Genomic DNA, 23,217 nt, shown 5'->3' with positions numbered 1-23,217 from the left:
CTCGCGCTTGCGGCGCAATCCGGTCTGTTGACTCGCGACGTCAAAAGGAACAAAACAGGAACATCAGACATTGGAGACCTACGCCATGACGCTCTTCCTCAAGGATCTCGCATCGCTCGCCGCCGTCGCCGTCTTCATCACCGGCTTCTCCGTCGTCATCCAAGTGCTGTGATGCGACGAATTATCTTGTGAAATGCGAGCCCTAGCCGTCGACTCCTGAGCACTGCGAGCGGCATGGTCGCGGCCTGCAGCGAACGGGATCGGAGCGGACCATGGGCGAGGCGACGGGCGTGGACGACGGCAAGGCAACGCCGCTGCGGTTCATCCATCTTCGGACCCACAGCGCCTTCTCGCTCCTCGAAGGCGCTCTGCGCATCGACCAGATCGTCAAGCATGCCAAGGCCGACGGTGCACCGGCGATCGGGATCGCCGACACCAACAACCTTTTCGGCGCGCTCGAGTTCTCGGAAAAGGCCGCGAAGTCGGGAATTCAGCCGATCGTCGGCTGCCAGCTCGATGTCGACTTCGGCGATGCCGATCCCGATGCTTCGGCCGCGCAGCGCGAGCGCGCGACGCTTGCTCCGGAGGCGCCGCTGGTCCTCATCGCGGCGACCGAAGTCGGGTACCAGAATCTCGTCGAGATCGTGTCGCTCGCCTATCTCGGACATGCAGCCGACGCCCGGCCGCATGTGAAGCTCGATTGGCTGCGATCGCGAACCGAGGGCATCATTGCGCTGACCGGCGGTCCGCTCGGACCGATCGGAGCCGCCATCTCGGCGGGGCGCTCGGGCATTGCGGAGGCGCGTCTCCAAGCCCTGGCCGGGCTCTACGGCGACCGTCTCTATGTCGAGCTTCAGCGCCAGGAGGGGCGGGGACGCCGGATCGAGAGCGAGACCGTGCGTCTCGCCTACGCGCTGGAGCTGCCGCTGGTCGCCACCAATGAGCCGTTCTTCTACTGTCCCGACGATTTCGATGCCCATGATGCCCTGATCGCGGTCGCGGGCAACCGGCTGGTGAGCCAGGAGGACCGCCGCCGTCTGACGCGCGATCACTGCCTGAAGAATCAGGCGGAGATGGCCGAGCTCTTCGCCGACCTGCCGGAGGCGCTAGAGAACACGATCGAGATCGCCCGGCGCTGCTCTCATCGCCCGAGGACGCGAAAGCCGATTCTTCCGCGCTTCGCCGGCGCGGATGCGGATGCGGCCGAAGCGGAACGCGCCGAAGCCCTGGAGCTTCGCCGTCAGGCGGAGGAGGGGCTCGAGGCGCGGCTCGCCGCCCATGGTCCCTGCGACGGTCAGACGGCGGAGGCCTATCGCGAGCGTCTCGCCTTCGAGCTCGACGTGATCGAGCGGATGAAGTTTCCCGGCTACTTCCTTATCGTCGCCGACTTCATCAAATGGGCCAAGGCGCAAGGCATCCCGGTCGGCCCGGGCCGCGGTTCGGGCGCCGGCTCGCTCGTCGCCTATTCGCTGACGATCACCGATCTCGACCCTCTGCGGTTCGCGCTTCTGTTCGAGCGCTTCCTCAATCCCGATCGCGTCTCGATGCCGGATTTCGACATCGACTTCTGCCAGGACCGGCGCGGCGAGGTCATCCGCTACGTGCAGGACAAGTACGGCCGCGAGCAGGTCGGGCAGATCATCACCTTCGGGACGCTCCAGGCGCGCGCCTGCCTGCGCGACGTCGGCCGCGTTCTCGAAATGAGCTACGGCCATGTCGACAAGCTCTGCAAGATGGTGCCGGCGAACCCCGCCAATCCCGTGACGCTTGCGCAGGCGTTGATCGAGGAGCCGCGCCTTCAGGAAGCCCGCGAGAAGGAGGAGATCGTCGATCGCCTGATCTCCATCGCTTTGAAGCTCGAGGGTCTCTATCGCCACGCCTCGACCCACGCCGCCGGTATCGTCATCGGCGATCGGCCGCTGTCGAAACTCGTGCCGATGTACCGCGATCCGCGCTCCGACATGCCGGTCACGCAGTACAACATGAAGTGGGTCGAGCAGGCCGGCCTCGTGAAGTTCGACTTCCTCGGCCTGAAGACGCTGACGACACTGAAGACGGCCGTCGATCTCATCGCGCGCCGCGGCGTCGCGATCGATCTCGGCAGCCTGCCGCTCGACGACAAGAAGTCGTACGAAATGCTGACGCGCGGCGAGACGGTCGGCGTGTTCCAGGTGGAATCGGTCGGCATGCGCAAGGCGCTGATCGGCATGCGGCCTGACCGGTTCGAGGACATCATCGCCCTCGTCGCGCTCTATCGTCCGGGTCCGATGGAGAACATCCCGACCTACAATGCGCGCAAGCACGGGGAAGAGGAGCCCGATTTCCTCCATCCGATGATCGAGAGCATCCTGAAGGAGACGCAGGGCGTCATCATCTATCAGGAACAGGTGATGCAGATCGCGCAGGTCCTGTCGGGCTATTCGCTCGGCGAGGCCGATCTCCTGCGCCGCGCGATGGGCAAGAAGATCCGCGCGGAGATGGACGTGCAGCGCGTGCGCTTCGTCGAGGGCGCGGTGAAGAACGGGCTGACCAAGCCTCAGTCGAACATGATCTTCGACCTGCTCGCCAAGTTCGCCGACTACGGCTTCAACAAGAGCCATGCGGCGGCGTATGCGCTCGTCGCCTACCAGACCGCCTATCTCAAGGCGAACTATCCGGCTGAGTTCCTGGCGGCGTCGATGACGCTCGACACCGGCAACACCGACAAGCTGAACGACTTCCGCATGGATGCCGCCCGCCTCGGCATCGAGGTCGTGCCGCCCTCCGTGCGCAGCTCGCACAAGCCTTTCGAGGTCGAGGGCAATCGGATCTTCTATTCGCTCGCCGCCATCAAGGGCGTCGGCGAGCAGGCCGTCGAGCACATCGTGGAGGTCCGCGGAGACAAGGGATTCGCCAGCGTGGAGGACTTCTGCGCCCGCATCGATCCCAAGATCGTCGGCAAGCGCACCATGGAGAATCTCATCGCGGCCGGTGCGCTCGACTGCTTCGGGCACGACCGCGCGCGTCTCACCGCCAATCTCGAACGCCTCGCCGGCTATGCCGCACGTCTGGCGGAGGGCCGCATATCGGGCCAGAACGACATGTTCGGAAGCGCGGGCGGCGAGCCCGAGCGTCTGCATCTCCTGGAGTCGCAGGGCTGGACATCGACGGAGAAGCTGATGCGCGAATTCGGCGCGATCGGCTTCTATCTCTCCGCCCACCCGCTCGACGAATATCGCTCGACACTTAAGCGCCTCAACGTGAAGACCCATGCGGAGGTGGTCGCGGGCGTCCGGCGCGGTGCGACGGCGGGCAAGCTCGCGGGCACCGTGACGTCCCGCCAGGAGCGCAAGACGCGAACCGGCGGCAAGATCGGCATCATCTCCCTGTCCGATTCGAGCGGACAATACGAGGTCGTGCTGTTTTCGGAGATGCTGACGCAGTATCGCGAGCTTCTGGAGCCCGGCGCGTCCGTCATCATCCTCGTCGGCGCCGAGGAGCGGCCGGAGGGCGTGTCGCTGCGCGCCCAGTCGGTGCAGTCCCTGGAGGACGAGGCGGTCCGGATGCAGAAGGCGCTCCGGGTCTTCATGCGGGACGCCAAGCCCCTCACCAGCTTCCGGAACCAGTTGCAGGGCGGAGGCGATGCGGAGGTCTCCGTCGTGCTCATCCGCTCCGGGGGCGAGCGCGAGATCGAGATCGCGCTGCCCGGCCGCTACCGCGTCTCGCCGCAGATGGCGAGCGCCATCAAGGCCGCGCCGGGCGTCCTGGAGGTGGAATTGTCTTGACCGACGTCCGGATCGCGAGAGCGATCCGCGTCGACGCCCCGGGGATCGCACCTTCATCCATCGCTTCAGCGGGCAGAATCGACGTCTGAAGGCTCCAGCGCAAACGACTCGGAGGACTCGCTAAACGTCCTCCACCTTGCGCAGCGAGGAAGCGGGTGCGTCCACCGGACGGGCCCGGAACGTGTGACCCGTCTCGATCGACGCGTTGCCGAATTTTTCGCGCAGCTTATCGAGCGCGGCCTCGGCCAGAGCGCGTTTGGCGGCGCCGGGATCGACGAGATCGGGGGGGTCGGCGAGGTGGGCCGGCTCGAAATCGTTGCAACCGATGCCGATCAGGCGAAAGCTAGTTCCATCGAGCTCTTTCTCGATCATGCGTCGTCCCGCATCGAAGATCCGGTCTGCGAGCCGGGTCGGATGGGGCAGCTTGCGGTTTCTCGTCCGGATCTTGAAGTCGGCGCTCTTCAGCTTCAGGACGATCGTCGCCGCCGACAGTTCGGTCGCCTTCAGGCGCCGCGCCACCTTTTCCGACAGCGAGCGCAGGATCGGAAGAAGATCCTCGCGCGACGACAGGTCCGTGTTGAACGTCGTCTCCGCCGAAATGCTCTTGGCGTCCCCGCGCGGATTGACCGCCCGCGCGTCGATGCCCCGTCCAAGCCGCCACAGGCGTTGGCCAGTCGTGCCGTGACGGCGCATCAGGTCGACCTCCGTCATCGCCTGGAGCTGCGAGATCCGCGTGAGACCGTCCCGGGCCAACATGGCCGAGGTCGCCGCACCGACGCCCCAGATCGCCGAGATCGGACGCTCCGCCAGGAACGACATCGTCTCCGCCCGGCCGATCACGGAGAAGCCGCGCGGTTTCTGGAGATCGGAGGCGATCTTGGCGAGGAACTTGTTGTGGGAGAGGCCGATCGAGACGGAGATCCGCAGATCCTTCTCGATGCCGGCCGCAAGGCGCGCCAGCGTCACCGCGCTCGGCTCGCCGTGCATCCGCTCCGTGCCGGAGAGATCCATGAAGGCCTCGTCGATCGAGAGCGGTTCGACGAGAGGCGTGATGGCGCGCATGCGCTCGCGCACCTCGCGGCCGACGGCGGCGTATTTCGCCATGTCGGGCCGGATGATCACGGCCTCGGGGCAGAGCTGCAGCGCCTTGAACATCGGCATGGCCGATCGCACGCCGCTGATGCGGGCGATGTAGCAGGCGGTCGTGACGACGCCCCGCCGCCCCCCTCCGATGATCAGCGGCTTGTCCGCGAGATCGGGTCGATCCCGCTTTTCGACCGCCGCATAGAAGGCGTCGCAGTCGAGATGCGCGATCGAGAGGGCATCCAGCTCGGGATGCCGCAGCACGCGCGGACTGCCGCAGGCCGCGCATCGCCGAGCATCCACGATCTGCGGGGAAAGGCAGTCGCGGCAAAGACCGGCAAGCGGATAGAGCGGAGCTTTCGCGGGCGAGCCCATGGGTTCGGATCTAAGCGCCGCCGGCCGTGTCCGGCAAGGGTGGCGCACCCGTGATCCTCTGGAGAATGAGTTGGCGCGCATGGGGCCAGTCGCGCGCGCCGACGGCACCGGGCGGCAGGGGCGGGAGATGGGCGCGAAAGGTCTCGCTCGCCATGAGATGCACGAGATGGGCGCCGGGAACGCTTCGACCAACGGTGAGGAGGTTCGGCGGCAGGTCGTCGACGAAGACGATCGGGCCCGTCCGGAGTACGGCCATCTCCGCGACCACCGCTCCCTTCGAGCGTTCGGTCGCGATCATCGGCTGCTCCAGGCCCGAGGCGTCGAGATGGCGGCGGCGCACGGGATAGAAGGACGGGGTCATGGCGGTGAGGAAGACGATGTCGGCCGAGCCCGACATCTCGTCGATCGCCTCTCTCACGCCCTCCACCAGCCCCTGTCGGGCCTCCTGCTCCTCGTAGAGCCGCTCCGTCAGCCTGTCCAATTCGTGTCCGGTCAGGGCGACGCCCGTCGAGAGGGAGCGCACATTGCCCGTCAGACGGAAGTTTTCGACGTGGAGACGGGCACCCTGCTCCTCGAGAAGGGCCCGGAAGGGCTCGATGAAGTGGATGACCACCTCGTCGATGTCGAGGACGACGAGAGCCTCGTGCCGCCTCGGAAGATCGGTCAGCGCCGGTCCCTGCGTCGTCGGCGCCCGCTTCATGGAGCGGGCGCGCCGAAAGCGGCGGACAGCGACCGGCGAGCCGCGGCGACGTCCTCCGGCGCAACATCGGCCTCGGCGGCGAAGGCGAGGAGGGTGGGCTCATGGCCGAGAAGGAAATCGAGGAGACCGGCGAAGAAGGCGGGTTCGGAAGCGGCCGCCCGTAGCTCCTGCGGGCGCAGACCGCTGAGATCGAGAAACCGGTGCAGCTGAACGGGATCGGACGCCAGGAACTGCAGGGCCTTCACGCCCATGGCTTCGGCCGCTTCGATCGAGGGGTCGCTCCGCTCTCGATGTTTCGAACTTGACAAAGGACACGATTCCTTTCGCGGGATATCAGATACCCAATTCTTAAATCAAATTCGGCTATGGTTCGATTCATCCGCTCGAGAAATCGACGCGGACCGGCTGAACCTTGGAGTGCGGCGGATGACGAAGACCGTGATGATCGTCGAGGACAACGAGCTGAACATGAAGCTCTTCCGCGATCTCATCGAGGCGCACGGCTACCGCACGGTGCAAACCCGTAGCGGACTGACGGCGGTTGCCCTCGCAAGGGAGCATCACCCTGATTTGATCCTCATGGACATTCAACTGCCGGAGATTTCCGGTCTGGACGTGACCAAGGAGCTCAAGGCGGATAGCGAGCTTCACAAGATTCCCGTGATCGCCGTCACCGCTTTTGCGATGAAGGGCGATGAGGAGCGCATTCGCAAGGGCGGATGCGAAGCCTATATCTCGAAGCCCATCTCGGTCACGAAATTCATCGAGACCATCAAGTCCTTCCTGGGCGACGCCTGAAAGATCGGAAATGTCCGCGCGAATCCTCGTCGTCGACGATATGGATGTGAACCTGCGCCTTCTCGAAGCGCGGTTGAACGCGGAATATTACGAGGTCGCGCTGGCTCGCAGCGGCGCCGAAGCGCTCGCCATCTGTGCGAGCCAGGCGGTCGATCTCGTGCTTCTCGACGTGATGATGCCGAACATGGACGGCTACGAAGTCTGCCGTCGGTTGAAGCGTGACCCGAGGACGCGCCATCTGCCGATCGTCCTCATCACCGCGCTGAACTCCCCGGCCGATCGCGTCACGGGACTGGAGGCCGGCGCAGACGACTTCCTCACCAAGCCGGTTCGCGATCTCCAGCTGTTCAGCCGCGTGCGCAGCTTGACGCGCTTGAAGCTCCTGACGGACGAACTGCGCGTCCGCGCCGAGACGACCGCCAGTCTCGTGTCCTCCAACGATCTGCTTCTCGATCTCGCGGGTGCGGGTCTCGGCGGCAAGATCTTCGTGGTCGAGGACACATTGGGGATGGCGCTGCGCATCGGCAAGCTGCTGCGAGACGAGCAAGAGGTGGGAGAACTCCCGCGGGGGGAGGCGTTTCTGCGAAGCCCCGATGCCGAATCGGCGGACCTCTTCGTCATCGATCTCGCAGCAGAGACCTACGATCCGCTGCGGCTCTGCTCGAAGATCCGATCGAGCGATACGCTTCGACAGATTCCCATTCTTCTCATCGCCGATTCCGCCGACGAGATGCGCGTCGCCAAGGCCATGGAGCTCGGCGCCAACGACTATCTCCTCACGCCCATCGATCGCAACGAGTTGCGGGCTCGCGTGCGCACGCAGGTCAAGCGACGCCGCTACGACGAGAGCCTGCGGCGGTCGCTCCGCCGCACGATCGAACTCGCCGTCACCGATCCCCTGACGGGACTGAGCAACCGGCGCTTCCTCGAGACGCATCTTCCCAAACTCATCGAACGTGCCGAGAACGATCAGCGGCCCCTCGCCGTTCTCATCGCCGACATCGATCACTTCAAGCGAATCAACGACGGCTTCGGGCACGATGTGGGCGACGCGGTTCTGCGCCAGTTCGCCGCCCGCGTGAACGAAGGCCTGCGGGCGAGCGATCTTGCCTGCCGATTCGGAGGCGAGGAGTTCGTCGTGCTGATGCCGGACGCCGATGAACGCGTCGCGCGCGGCGTCGCCGAACGGATCCGGGCGTCGACATCGGATACGCTTTTCCAAGTCGGCGCCGAGCAGCATCAGGTCACCGTCAGCGTCGGCTATGCCGTCCTGAGGGCCGGAGACGACGCCGATTCGGTTCTGAAGCGAGCGGACCGTGCTCTCTACGAAGCCAAGCGCAACGGCCGGAACCGCATCATGACGCTGGCGGCCTGACGCATTGTCGGCGCCGCCGAATCGTCGACGAGCTTAACCATTCCTTGCGATATGGTCAGTGAGTGCCCATGCGGGACTTGCTCTGAACGCCGATTCAGTCGACGCTTGTCCTTGAGACAAATAGCCGTTTTCGCTCGCGAAATGGCTTGAGACGCCTCAGGGGCAATCCGGGTCCGCCGCAAACTCTCGGATCCTTGGGGCGGTCGGCCGGCATTCAGGCTCAATGCGGTATCCTCGTGCCGCTGCCGGGTGCCGGTCGACCATCTTTCCCACTATGGTCTAATCGACGGGGTGGGGATGGTCTGTGCCCCTGATCCCGCGACGACCTCCCAACGAAAACGCCGCCCATGAGGCGGCGCATTCGTCGATCGGAGAAGCGAAGCTTCTTACTTGATCTTGGTCTCGCGGAAGTCGACGTGCTTGCGCGCGATCGGGTCGTACTTCGTCTTGACCATCTTGTCGGTCATCGTGCGGCTGTTCTTCGTCGTGACGTAGAAATAGCCGGTCTCAGCCGTGCTGAGCAGCTTGATCTTGATCGTCGTCGCCTTCGCCATGTCGGTCTTCCCACGCCCTGCGCAATGTTGTCCTGCCCGTCACGGCGCGATCCTATATCGCGAAATCGTCGGCAGTGATTCTGAACGGTGCCGGTTCTTCGGCGTCCCGACCGACTGCATAGGCGCGTATTCGCGCCCGGCGGACGCCCGGCTCATCCCGGGCCTTATGTCGCGAGGGGGTGAAAAAGTCAACTCGCGCGCACGCCTCGCGCCAGCCTCGCTGCGGCGAGCATCACATAGGCCGCAAAGAACAGCGCAAGTGCCCAACCAAATCCGGAAGCCCCGAACATGTCGAGAGATCCGCCGATGATCTGCGGACCGATCAGCATGCCGACCGAGTAGCAGAAGATGAAGGCGGCGTTGGCCGAGGCAAGCTCCGAGCCCGCGAGCTTGGACCCGAGATGGGCAAGTCCGACCGTGTAAAGCCCGGCGACGCAGCCGCCCCAGACGAAGAGGACGAGAGCCATCGTCCACCAGTCGTCGACGAGAAACGGAAGACAGAGCGAACCGAGGAGGCCGATGGCGGCGAAGAGGAGGAGGAGGGAACGCCGGTCGCGCACCTTGTCGCTGTAGAGGCCGATCGGGATCTGCAGCAGCACGTTGCCGAGGCCGATCGCCGTCAGGAGCTGGGCGGCATGAGCTTCCTCGAAGCCGGCCATCGTTCCGAAAATCGGAAACAGCGCGAACCCACCGGACTCGACGGCTCCGAACACGAGCACGGCGGCTGTCGCCGTTGGAACGGAGAAGAGATGCCGCCAGAAGGCGTTGCCTTGCCGATCGCCGATCAGCGGTTCGCGGCTCCAGGCGATCAGCAGCGGAACGAGCGAGGCGAGAATGACGCTCGAGCCGATCGCGAAAGGCAGGACACCTTCCGATCCGATCTGCGAGAAGATCCAGGGACCAAGGGCGAAGCCGAGCGACAGAAACGTCGCGTAGATCCCGAGGATGAGGCCGCGGCGGGTCGGGGGAGCCGCCGCGTTGATCCAGAATTCCGACAGGATGAAGAGGGCGGTGATGGAGAAGTGGAAGACGAGCCGAAGCGGGAACCAGGTCCAGAATGGCTCGAGAAGATAGAAGCCCATCGCGGACGCGGCGGCTGCGAGGATCGACAGGATCATCGTCGTCCGGACGCCGATGCGACGGGCGATCGGAGTGACCATCGGTGCGGCCAGCAGCGAGGCAATGCCCGCCATCGCGCTGTTCAGCCCGATCATCGTCGGCGAAATCCCCCGGTTCTCCAGAATCACGCTGAGAAGCGGCAGGCCGAGGCCCAGGGCGATGCCGACGGCGCTGATCGAGGCGATGGCGGCGCTGGCCGCGATCCAGTCGATTCGGTCCGTATCCGGATCGCCTCGCGCCGTGCTCGTTTCGGCTTCGCTCATGGCGTCAGATCGTCTCCCGGACGGGGCTGCCGTTGCGGGTGCGGTAGAAGGGCATCGCTCCATCGACCTTTAAGCTCTCGTCGTCTTCGATCCTTGCCGCGACGTCCGAAAGCACACGGCGCGTAATGTCGGGAAGATCGAGCGCGAAGGCTTCGTCGAGCGTGAACCAATCGGCCGAATCGAGCTCCCGATCCGATCGATCCGCGAAGGGGACCCGGTGCGCGATGGCGCGCGCATCGACCAGGAAGAACCGCGTGTCGTATCTGCGGACATGGCCGGGCGGGGTGATGGCACGAGCCACCGGAACGATGCGATCCATGTCCGGCGCAAGTCCCGCTTGGGCGAAGGCGCTCCAGGCGGCGCCCCCCGGCAGGAGAGCGCCGGGCGATGTCGGGCGACCGATCATCAGCCCCACCTCCTCGAAGGTCTCCCGGATCCCGGCGAGGACCACGGCCAGAGCCCGATGCGGACCGAACCGACGGGAGGTTTTCACCTGCAGGCGTTCGAGGATCGGATGGGGCTCGCACATCGAGCGCGCCAGCTTCAGGTCGGACGGGTCGACGCGGCCGCCGGGAAAGACGTATTTGCCGGCCATGAAGACGAGGCTCTCGCTGCGACGGCCGAGCAGGATCCGCCGTCGCGCGGACGTGGTGTCGACGAGGATCAGCGTCGCCGCGTCGCGCGGCGGCCGACGCCAGATCGCGGCGTCAGTGATCTGCGTGCTCGGGATGACCGAAGCCATGCATCCGGATGGCCCATTGCAGCCCGATGGTCGCGCCCTTGAGGGGCCGCAGGAGCACGAGCGAGAGAAGGAGCGTCGTCGGCACCCAGATCGCGAGATGCGCCCACATCGACAGGTCTACCATCTCCTCCGACGCCATGAAGAGCGCGACGACGATGTGGCCGACGATGAAGACGGTGAGGTAGGGCGGGAGATCGTCGGCGCGGTGGTGGGTGAACTCCTCGCCGCAGACCGCGCAGGCGTCGACGCTTTGCAGATAGCCCGCGAAGAGCTTCCCCTCGCCGCAATTCGGGCAGCGGCACCGAAAGCCGCGCTGGATCGCCTGCCAGACCGAGCGGGCGGGGAGGGCGCTGGCGCCCTGCGTTTCGCCGTCCCGGTGGAGGGTCGGGCGTTCGGTTGTTTCAACCTTCATCGTTTCGTCCTCGTGCGGCCGGAAGCGGTCTTGCCCTTGGAGCCCGGACGAGAGCCGCCGGGTCGCCGGGAGGGCCGACCTGCGGCCTTGTGATAAGACGCGGTGGAGCCCGGCAGCTTGCGCGGCTCCGTCACCATCTCGAAGCGCATCGAACCCGCGAGCGGGATGGCTTCCGCCAGTTTGACCTCGACGGGATCGCCGAGACGATATCCGTGCCCGCTGCGGCTGCCGATCAGCGAATGGGCAACCTCGTCGTAGGAAAAATACTCGTTTCCAAGCGTTGATATGGGGACGAAGCCGTCCGCGCCAAAGGCCGGAAGCACGACGAAGAGCCCCGCTTTCGTCACGCCGGCTATGCGTCCGTCGAAGGTCTCGCCGATGCGGGCCGCCAGATGATGGGCGATCAGCCGGTCCACCGTGTCGCGCTCGGCCGCCATGGCCCGGCGCTCGGCCCGCGAGATCGTCTCGGCCGTCTCCTCCAGCTGCGCCTCGTCCTCCTCGCTGAGGCCGCCCTCGCCGAGCTTCAGCGCGGTGACGAGGGCCCGATGCACGATAAGGTCGGCATAGCGACGGATGGGCGAGGTGAAATGCGCGTAGCGCATCAGGTTGAGGCCGAAATGGCCGATGTTCTCGGGCGAGTAGAGAGCTTGGCTCTGCGAACGCAGCACCACCTCGTTGACGAGGCTCTCGTGCTCGCCATCCTTCACCTGCGCGAGGATGCCGTTGAAATGCGAGGGTCGCAGCGATCCGCCCTTGGCGAGCGAGATGTCCAGCGTGCGCAGGAAGTCGCGAAGGCCTTCGAGCTTGGAGAGCGAGGGCGCATCGTGCGCGCGGTAGATCAGAGATTGCCGCCGGTCCTCCAGCGTCTCGGCCGCCGCGACATTGGCCTGGATCATGAACTCCTCGATCAGCCGATGCGCATCGAGCCGCTCCGGCACGATGACGCGGTCGACCTCGCCGTCCGGGCCGAGGATGATCTTCTTCTCCGGAAGATCCAGATCGAGCGGCTGACGCTTCTCGCGGGCCGTCTTCAGGGCGGCGTAGCAGTCCCAGAGCGGTCGCAGAACCTCGTTCAGGATGTCGGCCGGAACCGGGGAGGGCGCGCCGTCGATGGCGCCTTGCGCCTCCTGATAGGCGATCTTGGCGTGGCTCTTCATCAGGATGCGATGGAACGTGTGCCGAAGCTTCTCGCCCTGGGCATCGAAGATCATGCGCACGGCGAGCGCCGGCCGGTCCACGTCCGGTTTCAGCGAGCAGAGATCGTTCGAGATTCGCTCGGGCAGCATCGGAACGACGCGGTCGGGGAAGTAGACGGAGTTTCCGCGCTGACGCGCTTCCTCGTCGAGCCTCGAGCCCGGGCGCACGTACCAGGAGACGTCGGCGATGGCGACGGTCGCGACGAAGCCGCCGGGATTGCCGCCGTCCTCGTCGGGACGGGCATGGACCGCGTCGTCGTGGTCCTTGGCATCGGCCGGGTCGATCGTGACGAGCGGCAGATCGCGCCAGTCCTCGCGATCGACCAACGGGACGGTCTCGGGCGCCGCTTCGGCTTCGGCGAGCACGGGATGGGGAAAGACATGAGGAATGGAATGGGCGTGGAGCGCGATGGTCGAGATCGCGCGCTCGCTCTCCATCGATCCGACGACGCCGATCACGCGCCCGGCCGGCAAGCCGGTCCGGCCCCGGTCGATCGGCTCGATCTCGACGAGATCGCCGGGCTCGGCGCCCAGCCGGTCGCCAGGCGCGACGATGTATTCGGGTTGCCGGCGCTCCACGGGTTCGATCAGCCCGCCGCCGCCCGGCATCGGCCGGAAGACGCCGAGGGCGATGGCGGTCTTCTTCTCCAGGACGCGGATGACCCTTGCCAGCGGGCGGTTGGGATCCTCCCGGTCGAGCCGCGCCAGCACGCGGTCGCCGATGCCCGCGGCAGGGCCTCCATCGCTCTGACGGATTTCGAAGACCGGCCGATCGTCGCCGTCGTAGCCGACGGGCTCCGCCAGGAGTCCGCCATCATCGTCGCGCCGCCGAACTTCGAGCACCGTCACGTCCGGCAGGGCGCCGGGCCGCGAGAACCGCTTGCGACCCCCCTCGATCAGTCCCTCGGACTGAAGCTCGGAGATGAGATCCTTGAGGAGGATCCGGTTTTCGCCCTTCACGCCGAACGCCTTGGCGAGGTCGCGTTTGCCCGCCTTGTCCGGATTGTCGGCGATGAACCGGAGGATGGCCTCGCGCGTCAGCACCGTCTTCATGTCGAAGGGTTTCGCGCGCTTGGCCATGTCTTACTCCGCTGCCGGCTTGGCGACCTTCTTGGGTGCCTTGATCAAGGTCGTCTGAGGCGGCGCGCGAACGGGCGCGGGGGGCGCGGCCTCGACCGGTTTCGCCTTCGGCTTCGCCGCCGCCTTCGGCTTCGCGGCAGTCTTGGACTTGGCCGCGGAGGCCGCCTTGACGGGCTTGTCCTCGCCGTCCGCCTCCGACTTGGACGCCTTCTTGGCGCCGGCCTTGGCCGGCTTCGGCGTCTTTCCGGTCTTCTCCGCCCGCTCGTTCAGAAGCACGATCGCCTCTTCGAGCGTGACGCTGGCGGGATCCTTGGCCTTCGGCAGCGTGGCATTGATCTTGCCCGCGTTCACATAGGGGCCGAAGCGCCCTTCGCGAACCGTGATCGGACCGCCGATGGTCGGGTGCTCGCCAAGCGTCGCGATGGGCTCGGGCGTGCCGCGCCGCGCCCCCTTCTCCTTCTTCTCCGCGATCACCGTCACCGCGCGGTTGAGGCCGACCGTGAAGACGTCCTCGATCGTCTCCAGGTTGGCATAGGCGCCGTCGTGCTGGAGAAACGGGCCGTAGCGACCGAGGCCCGCCAGGATCGGCTTGCCGGTCTCGGGATGCAGACCCACCTCCCGCGGCAGCTTCAGGAGTTGCATCGCCTTCTCGAAGTCGATTTCGGAGACGAGCCAGCCCTTCGGCAGCGAGGACCGCTTGGCTTCCTTACCGTCGCCCCGCTGGACATAGGGCCCGAACCGGCCCGAACGCAGCGTCACCGGTTCCGATGTGTCGGGATCGACGCCCAGCATCTTCGGCTCGTCGGAACCGCCGTCGGCCGCTTCGGCCGACAGATTGGATCCCAGCTGTCGCGTGAAGCCGCATTCGGGATAGTTCGAACAGCCGACGAAGGCGCCGAACTTGCCGAGCTTCAGGCTGAGCTGCCCGGAATTGCAGCGGGGACACAGGCGAGGATCGCCGCCGTCCTCCTTCGGCGGAAAGGCGAGCGGCGCGAGTTCCTCGTTCAGCGCGTCGAGGACGTCGGTGACGCGAAGCTCCTTGGTGCCGTCGACATGGCTCGAGAAATCCGTCCAGAACTCCCGGAGCACGTCCTTCCAGGCGAGTTCGCCCGCCGAGATTCGATCGAGCTTCAACTCGAGATCCGCGGTGAAATCGTACTCCACGTACTTCTCGAAGAAGTTGTGGAGGAAGGCCGTCACCAGCCGCCCCTTCGAATCGGGGATCAGCTTGCGCTTGTCGTTGACGATGTATTCCCGGTCCTGCAGCGTCTGGAGAGTCGCGGCATAGGTCGAGGGACGGCCGATGCCGAGCTCCTCCATCTTCTTGATCAGCGAGGCTTCCGAGTAGCGCGGCGGCGGCTCGGTGAAATGCTGCGTCGCGGCGACCTCGCGCTTGTCGGCCGTCTCGCCCTGTTCGATCCGCGGCAAGCGCGCCGAATCGTCCTCATCGTCCGCCAGAGGCGCGACGTCCTCCTCGCGGTGATCCACATAGGCGCCGAGAAAACCGTCGAAACGCACGACCTGGCCGGTGGCCCGCAAGGTCGCGACCTCGGAACCGTTCTTCGCCTCGATCTCGACCGTCGTCCGCTCGATGTCGGCGGCGGCCATCTGGCTCGCGATCGTCCGCTTCCAGATCAGTTCGTAGAGACGGGCCTGATCGCGGTCGAGATAGGCCTCCACGTCCTTGGGATGCCGAGCGAACGACGTCGGACGGATGGCTTCGTGGGCTTCCTGGGCGTTTTTCGCCTTGGATGTGTAGACGCGCGGCTTGTCCGGCACGTAGCGCGGGCCGAACGTGTCGCCGATGGCGGTCCGTGCGTCGGTGATCGCTTCCGGCGCGATCTGCACGCCGTCGGTCCGCATGTAGGTGATGAGGCCGACCGTCTCGCCGCCGAGGTCCATGCCCTCGTAGAGCTTCTGCGCGACCTGCATCGTGCGCGAAGCCGAGAAGCCGAGCTTGGCGGAGGCGGCCTGCTGGAGGGTCGAGGTCGTGAAGGGCGGTCCGGGATTGCGCTTGGTCGGCTTGGCCTCCACGGAGGCGACGCGATAGAGGGCGTCCTCCAGCATGGTGCGGATCGCGCCGGCGCGGTCGCCATTGGCGACGGACAGACGCTGCAGCTTGTCGCCGGCGAACCCGGTGAGGCGCGCGGTGAACTCCTCCTGTCGCGGCGTCGCGAGCCGGGCGGAAATGTTCCAGTATTCCTGGGGCTTGAAGCGCTCGATCTCGGATTCGCGCTCGCAGACGAGGCGCAGCGCCACGGACTGCACCCGGCCCGCCGAACGCGCACCCGGCAGCTTGCGCCAGAGCACCGGCGACAGCGTGAAGCCGACGAGATAGTCGAGAGCCCGGCGCGCGAGATAGGCGTCGACGAGCGGCACGTCGATCTGGCGCGGGTTCGCCATGGCGTCGAGCACCGCCGATTTGGTGATGGCGTTGAAGACCACGCGGCTGACCGGCTTCTTCCCGATCGCCTTCTTCTGCCGCAGCACCTCCAGAACGTGCCAGGAGATCGCCTCGCCCTCGCGATCCGGATCGGTCGCGAGAACGAGGGCGTCGGCGCTCTTCATGGCATCCGCGATCTCCGACAGGCGCTTCTGGCTGAGCTTGGCGACCTCCCAGCTCATCGAGAAGTCGTCGTCCGGCAGAACGGAACCGTCCTTGGCCGGGAGGTCGCGGACATGGCCATAGGAGGCCAGAACCTTGAAGTTCGAGCCGAGATACTTGTTGATCGTCTTCGCTTTGGCGGGCGACTCGACGATGACGAGGTCCATGGGCGGAGCGTCCTAGTATGTCCGAAGGCGCAGCGAAAAACGGCGCCCGAGCGTCGGCTGGGCTGAAGCGGTGACGGCCGCGCAGGGCCCTCACATGGACAGACTAGGCGAAGCGGTCAAGTGCCGCCACGCAAGGCGACACGTGCCGGACCTGCAACCAAAAGATGTGTATTGCCAAAAGATGCAATCGATAGGACATGTGGTCGCGAGGTCTCCGCTTCGCGCAGGGCTCCACCATCATCCGGGAACGGCCATTCATGTCGAACGAGAGCTCCCGGGCGGCGGACAACCTGCACTATGTGTGCGAACTCCTGGAACAGCTGAAGGTCCTGGCAGGTGCGGACGGGGGGCCTTTCCTGCGCTACCTCATCGACATGGCGCTGAAGGAAGCATCCGACCGGCTCGTCATGGTTCTTAGCGATCCCGCGACCTCGGCCGCGCCTTACGGGACGAGCGAGACCCTTCCGCCCGAATGACGCTCGATCCGTCCAGCGAGGTCGAGCTCGAGAATCACCAGTTGAACGGCACCCGGCGACGCGCCCGTGAATGCGAGGAGGTCGTCGAGATCGATCGGCGTCGGGCCCAGCGCTTCCAGAATGCGCTCGCGTTCGCCATCGCTGGGCTCCTCCGTCATCACAACATCCTCCGCTTCCTCCAGGGGAGTCCCGTGCCGGCGCCGCTCGCCTGCGACGAGGGGCGACAGTGCCTCGATGACATCGGCGGCCTCAGTGACCAGGATGGCGCCGTCCTTCAGCAACCGGTTCGCACCCGCGGCGCGCGGATCCAGCGGCGAGCCCGGCACGGCGAAGACGAGCCGGCCGAGTTCGCCGGCCAGCCTCGCGCTGATCAGGGAGCCGGAGCGCATCGCGGCCTCGACGACGAGGAGACCCAGCGACAGCCCGGCGACGATGCGGTTCCGGCGCGGAAAATCGATGGCCCGCGGTTCCCAGCCGAACGGCATTTCCGACACGAGGCAGCCGCCCCCGTCGACGATGCGCCGCATCAGCGGTCGGTTTTCACGAGGATAGGGTCGATCCAGCCCGCCGGCGAACACGCCGACCGTACCGGTGGCGAGGCTGGCCTCGTGCGCGGCCGCGTCGATGCCGCGCGCCACGCCGGAGACGATCGCAAAGCCGCCTTCGCCGATCCCGCGGGCCAGATGGGCCGCGAACTTGACGCCCGCCAGCGAGGCGTTGCGCGCGCCGACGATCGCGACCGACGGGCGGCCGAGGACCTCGGCGTCCCCCATGACGGCGAGGACCGGCGTCGCGGGGTCTGCGGCGCGAAGGGCGGGTGGATAGTCCGGCTCGCCGAGACAGACGAAGCGTGCGCCGAGACGCGTCGCCACGGCGATTTCCGTCTCGGCCGATTCGCGGCTGGCGATCGCGATGCGCCGCTTCGAGCCGCCGCGGCTCGCAAGGTCCGGCAGGGCCTCCAGCGCCGCCTCGGCCCCGCCGAAGCGGTTGATGAGGGCGCGAAAGGTGATGGGTCCGACATTCTCGCTGCGGATCAGACGCAGCCAGGCGATCCGCTGCTGGTCGTTGAGGCGCAGACCTGCTGCCGGCCCCGCCGGAAGGTTCACCCCTTGGCTCCGATCCGCCCTTCCGTGCCGGCGAGCAGCCGTTCGATGTTCGGCCGGTGCTTGATGAAGACGAGGAGCGTCAGGACGCCGCTGAGGATCGCGGCCGGCACGTTGCCGACGAGGGCATAGACGACCGGGACGACGAGCGTCGCGGCCAGCGCCGCCAGCGAGGAGAAGCGGAAAAGAGCGGCCATCGCAAGCCAGACCGCGGCGAAGACGAGGACGCCGGTCGGCGCGAAACCGAGGAGGACGCCGATATAGGTGGCGACGCCCTTGCCGCCCTTGAAGCGGAGCCAGACCGGAAAGAGATGCCCGATGAAGGCGCCGAAACCCGCCGCCATGGCGGCGGCCGCGCCGAACTGCCAACCGATCACGACCGGCAGCGTGCCCTTCAGAACGTCGCAGAGAAGCGTCAGGGCGGCGAGCGTCCTGTTGCCGGTCCGCAGCGCGTTCGTCGCCCCGATATTGCCGGAGCCGATCGAGCGGAGATCGCCGAGGCCGAAGGCGCGCGTCAGCACGAGGCCGAAGGGGACCGAACCGCAAAAGTAGCCGACGACGAAGAGAAGCGCCGCGAGAGCTGCGTTCGATGCGTCCATGCTCAAACCGTCCCGTTCGCCCGCTCAGCCTGGAACACCGTGCGTCCCCCGACCACCGTGCGCAAGACCTCGCCCTGGAAACGGGCGTTCTCGAAGGCCGTGTTCTTCGATTTCGAGCGCACCCGGTCCTTGGTGTAGATGAAGGGCGCGTCGGGATCCACGAGGCAGAGATCGGCCACGGCACCGGGTTTCAGCGTTCCGCGATCGAGCTTCAGAAGCGCCGAAGGCGCCGAGGTGATCGCCTCGACGATGCGCATCAGCGGCACGGCGCCGGAATGGTGAAGCCGGAGCGCTGCGGGCAGCAGCGTCTCCAGACCGATCGCGCCGGCCTCGGCTTCCGCGAAGGGATGGCGCTTGCCGTCGGCATCGTGCGGATCGTGGGAGGACACGATGATGTCGATCGTGCCGTCCGCCAGTGCCTCGACCATGGCGAGCCGGTCGTCCTCCGCCCGCAGGGGCGGCACCAGTCGGAAGAACGTCCGGTACTCGCCGACATCGTTTTCGTTCAGCGACAGGTGATTGATCGAGATCCCGGCCGTGATGCGCCGGTTCGTGCGCTTGGCCGCGCGCAGGATCTCGGCCGAGGCCGAAACCGACACGCTCGCCGCGTGGTAGCGGCAGCCGGTGAGGGCGGCGAGGCGCAGGTCTCGCTCCAGCGGGATGATCTCGGCTTCCCGCGGTGCGGTTGGCAGACCGAGCCAGGACGCTAGGAGCCCTTCGGTCATCACGCCGGACCCGGTGAGGTCCGCGTCCTGGGTCTCGTGCATGATCAGCGCGTCGAAATCGCGCGCATAGGTCATGATGCGCCGGAGCAGGCCGGAATTGCGGATCGTCTGCCGGCCGTCCGTGAAGGCGTGCACGCCCGACTCCGTGAGAAGCCCGATCTCGGTCATCTCCTGGCCGGCGAGCCCGCGCGTCATGGCGGCTGCGGGGAAGACGTTGACGAAGGCGGTCTCGCGCGCCGTGCGCATGACGAACTGCGCCAGGGCCGCATCGTCGATCACCGGGTCCGTGTCCGGCATGGTCAGGATCGAGGTGATGCCGCCGGCCGCGGCGGCCCGACTCGCCGAGCGGATCGTCTCGCGGTGCTCGCCGCCGGGCTCGCCGATGAAGACCCGGGCGTCGACCAGGCCGGGCAGGGCGAGCAGCCCCCTTCCGTCGACGATCTCGGCGCCGTCGGGCCGCCCCTGGCCGAGCGCGTCCGCGCCGGCCGCCCGGATCACGCCATCGGATACGACGATGGTTCCGATCTCGTCCAGCCGTCGCGCGGGATCGACGATCCGGGCGTTCTCGACGACCAGCGGACGGGGCGCACTCATGCCGCGTCTCCAGCGCCGCGCGGCAGGAGCGCCTGCATCACCGCCATGCGCACCGCGACGCCCATCTCCACCTGCTCCTCGATCACGCTCTGCGGTCCGTCCGCCACCTCCGACGCGATCTCGACGCCACGATTCATCGGGCCGGGATGCATGACGAGCGCGTCCGGCCGGGCATAGGCGAGCTTCACGTCGTCGAGCCCGTAATAGCGAAAGTATTCCCGCACCGACGGCACGAAGGAACCGGCCATCCGCTCGCGCTGCAGACGAAGCATCATCACGACGTCCGCATCCTTCAGGCCCTCGTCCATGCGCCGGAAGACCTCGACGCCCATCTGCTCGATGCCGGAGGGCAGCAGCGTCGAGGGTGCGACGACGCGGACCCGCGCACCGAGCGCGTTGAGGAGGAGGATGTTGGACCGCGCGACGCGGCTGTGCAGCACGTCGCCGCAGATCGCGACCGTCAGGCGCGCGATTCGGCCCTTGTGGCGCCGGATCGTCAGCGCGTCGAGAAGCGCCTGGGTCGGATGCTCGTGAACCCCGTCGCCGGCATTGATCACGGCGCAGCCGACCTTCTGCGCGAGCAGAGCGACGGCGCCGGCCGCATGGTGGCGCACGACGAGGATGTCGGGATGCATCGCGTTCAGCGTCATCGCCGTGTCGATCAGCGTCTCGCCCTTCTTCAACGACGAATTGCCGACCGACATGTTCATGACGTCCGCGCCAAGTCGCTTGCCCGCGAGCTCGAACGAGGCCTGGGTGCGCGTCGAGGCTTCGAAGAAGAGGTTGATCTGCGTCCGGCCCTTCAGCACGGAGCGTTTCTTGTCCGCTCGTCGGCCCCATTCGACCTCCGCTTCGGCGAGGTCGATCAGCCGTTCGATCTCGAGCGGCGACAGGGCCGCGATGCCGAGAAGATGGCGGTGAGGGAAGGGCGCGGAGATGTCCATGTCGAAGGCGGGTCATAGGTCAAAGCCGCCGCAGCGGCAAGGACGAGCGCGGTCGATCGTGCAGGACGCCGAGCGCCCGTCACGCGCCGGCCCGGATTCTCGCGCCGAGCGCAAGCCGCGTGCGCCATTGTGCACGCCGGGCGCGTCTTAAGGTTAACAAAGGGTGAACGGTTGCCGTTCTCCCGAGATGCCCGATAACTGCGTTAGGACATTCTTCACCAACAGGGGGCAGCCCACATGAAGCGCTTGGCGACGAGCACGGCGGCCGCCGCTTGGATGGGTTTTCTCGGCGTCTTCGCCGCCGAACTCCTCCTCGACGCCTCGCTGTCCGGAGGGCTGGCGGCATCGGCGTCCGGTCGATGGCCGGTCTGGATCGCGTCGCATTTCGACGGACTGGGGCCGATGCTCGAACCTCTGAACGGGTCCTTCCAGCCTCTCCTTGCACTCGTTTGCGCGACCCTTGCGATCGTCTTCGCGAGCGGATTGCACGTCATCCACAGGTCCCGGGCGGCCGATCCGGGCCGGGCCGAGACGCTGATCGGCGGCGGTCTTGCTGGCGTCGCGATCCTGGCGGTTGCCGCACGGGCGAGCGGATTGCCGATCCTTCCCGTCGAACCCGGTTCGAGCCTCGTCTGGGTCGCCTTGGCGCTCAGCGCCGTGGCTCTCCTGTTCGACCGTCTCGTCGACACCGGCGACGCGCAGGACGACCGGGAGTTCGAGGCCAGCGTATCGGCCATCGCGGACAGCCTCGCCCGGCAGACGCGTCTCTACACGCCCTCGCACACTCGCAGCGGACACGGACGCCGATGATCCGCGGCCTCTTCACCTTCTGGTTCCTGCCGATCGCGATCTTCTGGAGTTGGTACTTCGCGTCGTCGAACGATCTGGGGCCGGATTCGATGTTCTTCTCCCGCGTGTTCTACGATCGCGTGTTCGGAACCTACGGCGCCGTTCTCGGCATCGATCCCGGCGCGATACCGGGCATGGTGGCCAAGGCGCTCGTCGTGGACACGGCCATCGTCTTCGGCCTGATCGTTCTGCGCCGGCACCGCTCCATCGCGCGCTTCGTGGCTGCGCGCCTCGTCAAGGCCGATCGGCGCTCCGTCTTTCACGCCGACCTTGTCTCGGCCAGCGAGGACAGCCTGTCCAAGGCTCCTTGAAGAATGAAGGACGCCGCCGCCGAATCGATGCGGCCCTCCCGTTTCTTGCGGGACACGTCCGCGCCGATGAGGCTGCGTTCGGCTGCGACCGTCGACAGACGCTCATCCCAGAAGACGATCGGTCGTTCGTCCAGGCGCTGGTAATTGCGCACGAAGGCGCGCGTCGACTGCGCGCGGGGCCCTTCCGATCCATCCATGTTCAGCGGCAGGCCGATCACGATGGCGCCGCACCGCTCCTTGGAAAGCAGCTGCAGCAGGGCCTCGGCATCCGCCGTAAATTTCGCGCGGCGGATCAACGTGCGTGGCGTCGCGAAGCGCCAGCCGAGATCGGACACGGCGATGCCGATCGTCTTCGATCCCAAGTCGAGTCCCGCAATGCAATGGTCGCCCGGCAGAAGATCCTGCAATTGCGCGATGTCGACGACCGCCATGATGTCACTCCTCGTCCTGCGATCTTGTGCGCCTGCGCCGCGCGACCGGTGCGCCGCGTCAGGGATCGTCGCGGCGCGACTTGACCCCCGTCGCCACGGTCTCAATTACCACGTCGCCTGTCGAAGCGGCGAACGAACGCGCGCGGACATCCGAAGGGGACGATCGTGAAACTGACCTATTTCGGCCATTCGGCCTTTCGCATCGAGGCCGGCGCCTCGGTCATTCTGATCGATCCCTTTCTCACGGGGAACCCGCATTTCGACGGCGATCTGGAAACGGCTGCGAGGGGCCTGACGCACATCGTCCTGACCCACGGACATGCCGATCATGTCGGCGACACCGTGGCTCTGGCGCAGCGGCACGGCGCGAGCGTCGTCGCGACCTTCGAGCTGGCGCAGTGGCTGCACGGAAAGGGCGTCGCCAAGGTCGAGCCCGGCAACACCGGCGGCACGATGAAGTTCGACGACTTTTCCGTGACGCTGACGCAGGCCTTCCATTCCTCGGCGTCGATCTCCGAGGCGGGCGAGACGACCTATCTGGGAATGCCGAACGGTCTCGTCTTTCACTTCACGAACGGGCCGACCGTCTACCACATGGGCGATACCGACATTTTCGGAGACATGGCGCTCATCCAGGAACTGCACCGTCCCGACATCGCGATGGTTCCCGTCGGCGACCGTTTCACCATGGGCGGTGCCGTCGCGGCGCTCGCCTGCCGGCGCTACTTCGACTTCAAGACGATCATCCCGGTCCATTGGGGAACGTTCCCGATCCTCGACCAGAAGCCGACGGCCTTCATCGAGGCCATGGAAGGCGACGGCGGCCGCGTTCTGGTGCCGCAGATGAACGTTCCCTTCGAGGTCTGATCCCGCAGAGGGGTTTGTTGCCTCCCCGAGGGCGGGCGGCTATAGCGGCCGGGTCAGAGGCCCGGTCGATCTCCGTGCCTCGCCA

The 23,217-nt window shown here is 66.5% G+C and carries 21 protein-coding genes; 7 read left to right on the top strand and 14 right to left on the bottom strand.

The window, feature by feature from the left end; all coding sequences use genetic code 11:
* Positions 1–272 precede the first annotated feature (272 nt).
* Positions 273–3,764: a DNA polymerase III subunit alpha gene (dnaE, locus tag ASG43_RS12645; RefSeq protein ID WP_056505343.1), complete on the top strand. Its 3,492-nt coding sequence runs from the start codon at positions 273–275 to the stop codon at positions 3,762–3,764.
* A gap of 120 nt (positions 3,765–3,884) precedes the next feature.
* Here dnaE and ASG43_RS12640 read toward each other — a convergent pair whose 3' ends face one another.
* From ASG43_RS12640 to ASG43_RS12630, 3 genes are read right to left on the bottom strand one after another with little or no spacing between them, the layout of a single operon-like run.
* On the bottom strand, positions 3,885–5,222 hold the full coding sequence (locus ASG43_RS12640; RefSeq protein WP_056505340.1) for a DNA polymerase IV: 1,338 nt from the start codon (positions 5,220–5,222) through the stop codon (positions 3,885–3,887).
* Positions 5,223–5,232: 10 nt separating this feature from the next.
* The gene (locus ASG43_RS12635; protein ID WP_056505337.1) at positions 5,233–5,922 is read right to left on the bottom strand and encodes a hypothetical protein; all 690 of its coding nucleotides are present in this window, start codon (positions 5,920–5,922) and stop codon (positions 5,233–5,235) included.
* Positions 5,919–6,230: a DUF3572 domain-containing protein gene (locus ASG43_RS12630; protein WP_244488084.1), complete on the bottom strand. Its 312-nt coding sequence runs from the start codon at positions 6,228–6,230 to the stop codon at positions 5,919–5,921. Before ASG43_RS12630 ends, ASG43_RS12635 begins: the two co-directional genes overlap by 4 nt.
* 118 nt (positions 6,231–6,348) lie before the next feature.
* Between ASG43_RS12630 and ASG43_RS12625 the strand changes: the two genes are divergently transcribed.
* Together ASG43_RS12625 and ASG43_RS12620 are read left to right on the top strand one after the other, a co-directional pair.
* Positions 6,349–6,720: a response regulator gene (locus tag ASG43_RS12625; RefSeq protein WP_056505329.1), complete on the top strand. Its 372-nt coding sequence runs from the start codon at positions 6,349–6,351 to the stop codon at positions 6,718–6,720.
* Positions 6,721–6,730: 10 nt separating this feature from the next.
* The gene (locus ASG43_RS12620; RefSeq protein ID WP_056505326.1) at positions 6,731–8,095 is read left to right on the top strand and encodes a PleD family two-component system response regulator; all 1,365 of its coding nucleotides are present in this window, start codon (positions 6,731–6,733) and stop codon (positions 8,093–8,095) included.
* 386 nt (positions 8,096–8,481) lie between these two features.
* Here ASG43_RS12620 and rpmG read toward each other — a convergent pair whose 3' ends face one another.
* From rpmG to topA, 6 genes are all read right to left on the bottom strand, one after another.
* Positions 8,482–8,649: a 50S ribosomal protein L33 gene (gene rpmG, locus ASG43_RS12615; protein ID WP_056505323.1), complete on the bottom strand. Its 168-nt coding sequence runs from the start codon at positions 8,647–8,649 to the stop codon at positions 8,482–8,484.
* 188 nt (positions 8,650–8,837) lie between these two features.
* On the bottom strand, positions 8,838–10,031 hold the full coding sequence (locus ASG43_RS12610) for an MFS transporter (RefSeq protein ID WP_056505320.1): 1,194 nt from the start codon (positions 10,029–10,031) through the stop codon (positions 8,838–8,840).
* A gap of 4 nt (positions 10,032–10,035) precedes the next feature.
* Positions 10,036–10,773, bottom strand: a complete 738-nt coding sequence (locus ASG43_RS12605; protein WP_056505317.1) for a hypothetical protein — start codon at positions 10,771–10,773, stop codon at positions 10,036–10,038.
* Positions 10,739–11,185 (bottom strand): DUF983 domain-containing protein, encoded by a 447-nt coding sequence (locus tag ASG43_RS12600; protein ID WP_056505314.1) that lies wholly within the window; start codon positions 11,183–11,185, stop codon positions 10,739–10,741. The genes ASG43_RS12605 and ASG43_RS12600 overlap by 35 nt, the downstream gene beginning before the upstream one ends.
* The gene (rnr, locus tag ASG43_RS12595) at positions 11,182–13,461 is read right to left on the bottom strand and encodes a ribonuclease R (protein ID WP_056505311.1); all 2,280 of its coding nucleotides are present in this window, start codon (positions 13,459–13,461) and stop codon (positions 11,182–11,184) included. Before rnr ends, ASG43_RS12600 begins: the two co-directional genes overlap by 4 nt.
* A gap of 3 nt (positions 13,462–13,464) precedes the next feature.
* Entirely contained in the window at positions 13,465–16,233 is a 2,769-nt protein-coding gene (gene topA, locus ASG43_RS12590) for a type I DNA topoisomerase (protein WP_056505308.1), read from the bottom strand.
* Positions 16,234–16,490: 257 nt separating this feature from the next.
* Between topA and ASG43_RS12585 the strand changes: the two genes are divergently transcribed.
* Positions 16,491–16,709 (top strand): hypothetical protein, encoded by a 219-nt coding sequence (locus ASG43_RS12585; protein ID WP_156386673.1) that lies wholly within the window; start codon positions 16,491–16,493, stop codon positions 16,707–16,709.
* Here ASG43_RS12585 and dprA read toward each other — a convergent pair.
* From dprA to ASG43_RS12565, 4 genes are read right to left on the bottom strand one after another with little or no spacing between them, the layout of a single operon-like run.
* A complete protein-coding gene (dprA, locus tag ASG43_RS12580; RefSeq protein ID WP_056505303.1) occupies positions 16,676–17,815 on the bottom strand; it encodes a DNA-processing protein DprA in 1,140 nt (379 codons plus the stop codon). The two genes, ASG43_RS12585 and dprA, sit on opposite strands and share 34 nt — an antisense overlap.
* Positions 17,812–18,411 (bottom strand): glycerol-3-phosphate 1-O-acyltransferase PlsY, encoded by a 600-nt coding sequence (plsY, locus tag ASG43_RS12575; protein WP_056505301.1) that lies wholly within the window; start codon positions 18,409–18,411, stop codon positions 17,812–17,814. Before plsY ends, dprA begins: the two co-directional genes overlap by 4 nt.
* Before the next feature lie 2 nt (positions 18,412–18,413).
* Positions 18,414–19,730: a dihydroorotase gene (locus tag ASG43_RS12570; RefSeq protein WP_056505296.1), complete on the bottom strand. Its 1,317-nt coding sequence runs from the start codon at positions 19,728–19,730 to the stop codon at positions 18,414–18,416.
* Positions 19,727–20,674, bottom strand: a complete 948-nt coding sequence (locus ASG43_RS12565) for an aspartate carbamoyltransferase catalytic subunit (protein WP_056505293.1) — start codon at positions 20,672–20,674, stop codon at positions 19,727–19,729. Before ASG43_RS12565 ends, ASG43_RS12570 begins: the two co-directional genes overlap by 4 nt.
* Positions 20,675–20,911: 237 nt before the next feature.
* Between ASG43_RS12565 and ASG43_RS12560 the strand changes: the two genes are divergently transcribed.
* Together ASG43_RS12560 and ASG43_RS12555 are read left to right on the top strand one after the other, a co-directional pair.
* Complete coding sequence (locus ASG43_RS12560) at positions 20,912–21,484, top strand: hypothetical protein (RefSeq protein ID WP_056505290.1); 573 nt, start codon at positions 20,912–20,914, stop codon at positions 21,482–21,484.
* The gene (locus ASG43_RS12555; protein ID WP_056505287.1) at positions 21,481–21,834 is read left to right on the top strand and encodes a DUF6105 family protein; all 354 of its coding nucleotides are present in this window, start codon (positions 21,481–21,483) and stop codon (positions 21,832–21,834) included. The genes ASG43_RS12560 and ASG43_RS12555 overlap by 4 nt, the downstream gene beginning before the upstream one ends.
* On the opposite strand, the gene ruvX is transcribed toward ASG43_RS12555, so the two are convergent.
* Entirely contained in the window at positions 21,783–22,265 is a 483-nt protein-coding gene (gene ruvX, locus ASG43_RS12550; protein WP_056505285.1) for a Holliday junction resolvase RuvX, read from the bottom strand. The genes ASG43_RS12555 and ruvX overlap by 52 nt on opposite strands.
* 165 nt (positions 22,266–22,430) lie before the next feature.
* Between ruvX and ASG43_RS12545 the strand changes: the two genes are divergently transcribed.
* Positions 22,431–23,132, top strand: a complete 702-nt coding sequence (locus ASG43_RS12545) for a metal-dependent hydrolase (RefSeq protein ID WP_056505284.1) — start codon at positions 22,431–22,433, stop codon at positions 23,130–23,132.
* Positions 23,133–23,217: the final 85 nt, after the last annotated feature.

This window comes from Aureimonas sp. Leaf454, assembly GCF_001424685.1.
In the GTDB taxonomy this organism is placed as follows: Bacteria; Pseudomonadota; Alphaproteobacteria; order Rhizobiales; family Rhizobiaceae; genus Plantimonas.
Note: the sequence above shows the minus strand (reverse complement) of the source record. Positions and strands in the feature narration are given on the sequence as shown.